Genomic DNA, 3,497 nt, shown 5'->3' on the forward strand with positions numbered 1-3,497 from the left:
GCTCACCGGCCACGGTGACGTCCTCCTGGGCTATGTCGTCGGCCGGAACGCCGAGGCCATGACCGCCGTGCGCCGCTGGGTGCTACGCCGAGGGCCCCGAGAGCCCGAAGTCGGCCGCGTGCAAGGCGGCGGTCGCGGCGGGCGGCACCCAGGCCCTCTACGACTGGAACGGCATCCGCATCGGCGACGCGGGCGGCCGGCACCAGCAGCTCATACCGGACGGCAAGCTCTGCAGCGCGAACAACGCGGAGTTCAAGGGGCTCGACCTTCCCCGCGCCGACTGGCCGGCGACCGGCGTCCGCAGCGGCTCGCACACCTTCAAGTACCGCGTGACGGCCCCTCACAAGGGCACCTTCACCGTCTACATCACCAAGCCCGGCTACAACCCGGCCAAGCCGCTCGCCTGGAAGGACCTGGATCTCGCGAAGCCGGTCGCGACGTCCACCGACCCGGCCGCCACCGGCGGCTTCTACACCTTCTCCGGCACCCTGCCCCAGCGCTCCGGCAAGCACCTGCTGTACGCGGTCTGGCAGCGGTCGGACAGCCCGGAGGCGTTCTACTCCTGCTCGGACGTCAGCTTCGGCGGCGGTGGCGGCGCGGCAGGCGGCGCCGCCGCTCCGGCCCCGTCCGCCTCCGCCCCCAGCGAGAAGCAGATCGAGGACGGCAACGCCAAGTCGACCGTCGAGCACCACGGTCACGGCGACGACGACCCCGGCACCTCAGCGGAGCCGGCCGCGGCTGCGAAGGAGAGCACGCCGAACCGGCCGAAGGCCGCCGCACCCGCGCCCAACCGGCCCGAGGCGGCCGGTGCGACGGAGAACCTCGCCGAGACCGGCGGTGACAGCACCACCCCCGTACGTCGCGATCGGCGGCGCGGCGGCGCTGGCGCTGGGCGCCTCGGCCCTGTTCCTCTCGGCCAGGCGCCGGGCTGTGAGCGGCGGCCGCCAGGGCCGCTGACCTCCACCGCCCCACGACCCGGGGCCTGTCCGGCGGCTCAGGCCGGGCAGGCCCCGAAACGTTTCCGTGGCACGTGTCAACGGGCGACACGTCGGATGACACGTGTCATTCGAAGGCCGACAGACAGGTGGTGGGCGTGGCACGCCCCGGATCGAGGGCGTTGGCCACCTCGTGGAAGACGACCCGGTCCAGCAGCCCGACGGCCACGTGTTCGGACAGGTCGACACTGCACAGGTCCTGGAGCAGGACGTTGCGCACGTCCGGCCCGCTCAGGTACTGGCTGCGCCACGGTGTGACCACCTCGTCGTACTTGGTGGCGATGACGGTGTACCGCACGCCGGGCACGGTGTCGCCGCCCGTGTTGAGCTTGGCGAGGAAGGCCGAGCCGGTGACCTGGTCGGCGAGGGCGGGGGTGTTCTTCGCCAGCAGGTCCGCCGCGCCCGGGAAGTAGGGCAGCAGCTTGGTGAAACCGTTCAGGTCGGTGCCGTGGTTGCTGGGCGCGATGCCGACCAGGGCGTTCACCTTGGCGGCTCCGCCGAGGAACTTCAGGTAGTAGCGGGGCATCATGCCGCCCTGCGAGTGCCCGACGAGGTCGGTCTCGGCCACTCCGGTCGAGGCGAGCACCTTGTCGACGAAGTCCCTCAGCTGTCCGGCGGACTTCTCGGCGGGTCCGAGGCCATGGAAGAAGGGGACGCCCTCCAACTGGCCGTAGTCGAGGGAGAAGACGCAGTAGCCGCGGACCTTCAGGTAGGGGGCGAGGCCCAGCCAGTTGTCGACGGAGTTCCCGAGGGTGCCGTGGACGAGGACGACGGGGCGGGGGTGGGCGGCGGACGGCTTGCAGGAGTAGTCGTTCCAGCCGGAGCTCGGGGCGCCGGCGGCCTGGGCGGTGGTGGCGGGGACGGTGACGGCGGCGGCGGTCAGCAGCAGCGCGGACAGGGGTCTGAGCACTCGTTTCCAGGGCAGCATCGGGTGATCTCCTTGCGGCTCAAGGGGGATGCGACGGCACGGGGCCCTGTGATCCGGATCACGAGGATGCTGTTCACTCGTCAAGTTACGGGCGAGTAGTCAAACTGGGAAGTTACGCGTCAGTAAAACTTGCAGTGGTAATCGACGCGCGATGCTCCGGCCGACACGCCCTCACCAGGCGGGCCGGATGGGCCCGCGTGGAGCGATCCGCAGCAACTGCCGCCCCAGCGAGCGCACTTCCCGCTCCCCCAGCAGGTCCCCCCACTCCCGCACGGCTTCCGCGGCCGCCTCCTCCGCGGCCCGGGTGCAGGCCCACCCCCGCTCGGTCAGCACAACCAGCCGCGCCCGCGCGTCCTCGGGGTGCGGCCGCCGCTCGACGTACCCCTTGCGCACCATCTCGTCGACGAGCTGGCTCGCGGCCTGCTTGGTCACCCCGAGGTGGGCGGCGAGGTCGGTGACCGTGGCGCCGTCCGGGGCGAGCCGGGCGAAGGCGAAGCCATGCGCGGGCCGCACCCCTTCGAAGCCGCGGGCGAGCACGCCCTCGTGGATGCGTTGCGTGAGCCCGCCGGCGACGGCGAGCAGGGCTGCGGACAGGGCCATGGCCTCGGAGTTCTGCACGCATGCATTGAAACACCCTTGACGAGATGGTCAAGCAGCCTGACTATGTAGTCAAGCTACTTGACTACCTGGAGGCATCGTGCCCATCGTCCGATCGTCCGAAGCCGTCATCCACGAGATCCACGGCGCCCGTTTCGTCTCGTACGCCACCCCGGGCAGCGGCAGCAAGGAGCTGTGCGCCTGGCGCGGCGAGATCCCGGCCGGCCTCAAGGCGCCCGCGCACACGGTCAGCCGGGAGGAGATCTTCCATCTGCTCGACGGCGAGCTGCTGATCACCCTCGACGGCCACACCGAACGGATCGCCGCGGGCGACACGGTGATCATCAACCCCGGCGCCACCCTCACCGTCGAGAACCCGACCGACCGGACCGCGTACTCGTGGGTCACCACCTCCATCGGCCTGGAGGCACGGCTGGCCGACGGCACCCGCATCGTGCCGCCGTGGGCCAACTGACGTCACGGGGAGGGAGCTACGCCGCCCGCCCCGCTAGTCCCCCGGGCATCACCGCCCGCGGCCCGAACTTGGCCCGCGCCTGGTCCGCGATCTCCTCGATACGGCGGACCTTCTCGTCCACCGGGTCGAAGGTCAGCTGGTGGGAGGCCTGGTCGGCTGGGTCGAGCCCCTCGGCGCGCAGGGCGACGGCACGCACCCGGGCCCGCTGCAGTCCAAGCGCTTCGTACATGCCGTACGCGGTCCTGGTCAGCGCCGGGGAGTGCGCGGTTGGTTCGGTCAGGGTGCGGCTGCGGGTGGTGGCGGACCGGTCGGCGTAGCGCACGGTGAGGGTGAGGGTGCGGCAGACCTTCTCCAGGGCGCGCAGCCGGGCGCCGATCTCCTCGGCGGCCGAGAGCAGCGCCCGGCGGTGCCGCTCCGGGTCCAGCTCGTCGCGCCCGAAGGGGCGTTCCGTCACTAGGGACCGGGAGACGGCGTTCGGCACGACCCGGCCGCGGTCGACGCC

Annotated in this window: 3 protein-coding genes and 2 pseudogenes; 2 read left to right on the plus strand and 3 right to left on the minus strand. The window is 71.8% G+C overall.

Annotated features, from left to right (window positions below):
* Window positions 1-80: 80 nt before the first annotated feature.
* Window positions 81-957: pseudogene (locus ABZ281_RS42665) on the plus strand (lytic polysaccharide monooxygenase); the annotation flags it as partial.
* Window positions 958-1,062: 105 nt separating this feature from the next.
* Here the strand turns inward: ABZ281_RS42665 and ABZ281_RS42670 are convergent.
* Window positions 1,063-1,923, minus strand: coding sequence for an alpha/beta fold hydrolase (locus ABZ281_RS42670; protein WP_356663437.1), 861 nt, complete (start codon window positions 1,921-1,923; stop codon window positions 1,063-1,065).
* Between the two features lie 171 nt (window positions 1,924-2,094).
* On the minus strand, window positions 2,095-2,541 hold the full coding sequence (locus ABZ281_RS42675; protein WP_356663439.1) for a MarR family winged helix-turn-helix transcriptional regulator: 447 nt from the start codon (window positions 2,539-2,541) through the stop codon (window positions 2,095-2,097).
* 79 nt (window positions 2,542-2,620) lie between these two features.
* Between ABZ281_RS42675 and ABZ281_RS42680 the strand changes: the two genes are divergently transcribed.
* A complete protein-coding gene (locus ABZ281_RS42680) occupies window positions 2,621-2,995 on the plus strand; it encodes a cupin domain-containing protein (RefSeq protein WP_142164823.1) in 375 nt (124 codons plus the stop codon).
* Window positions 2,996-3,011: 16 nt separating this feature from the next.
* On the opposite strand, the pseudogene ABZ281_RS42685 reads toward ABZ281_RS42680, so the two are convergent.
* Window positions 3,012-3,497, minus strand: a pseudogene (locus ABZ281_RS42685) (hypothetical protein); the annotation flags it as partial.

It is taken from the genome of Streptomyces sp. NPDC006265, from assembly GCF_040613555.1.
Lineage (GTDB): Bacteria > Actinomycetota > Actinomycetes > Streptomycetales > Streptomycetaceae > Streptomyces.

What these genes read in the sequence shown, in the direction of transcription:
- ABZ281_RS42670 (WP_356663437.1), bottom strand. Translation starts at nt 1,923, where the DNA reads ATGCTGCCCTGGAAACGAGTGCTCAGACCCCTGTCCGCGCTGCTGCTG.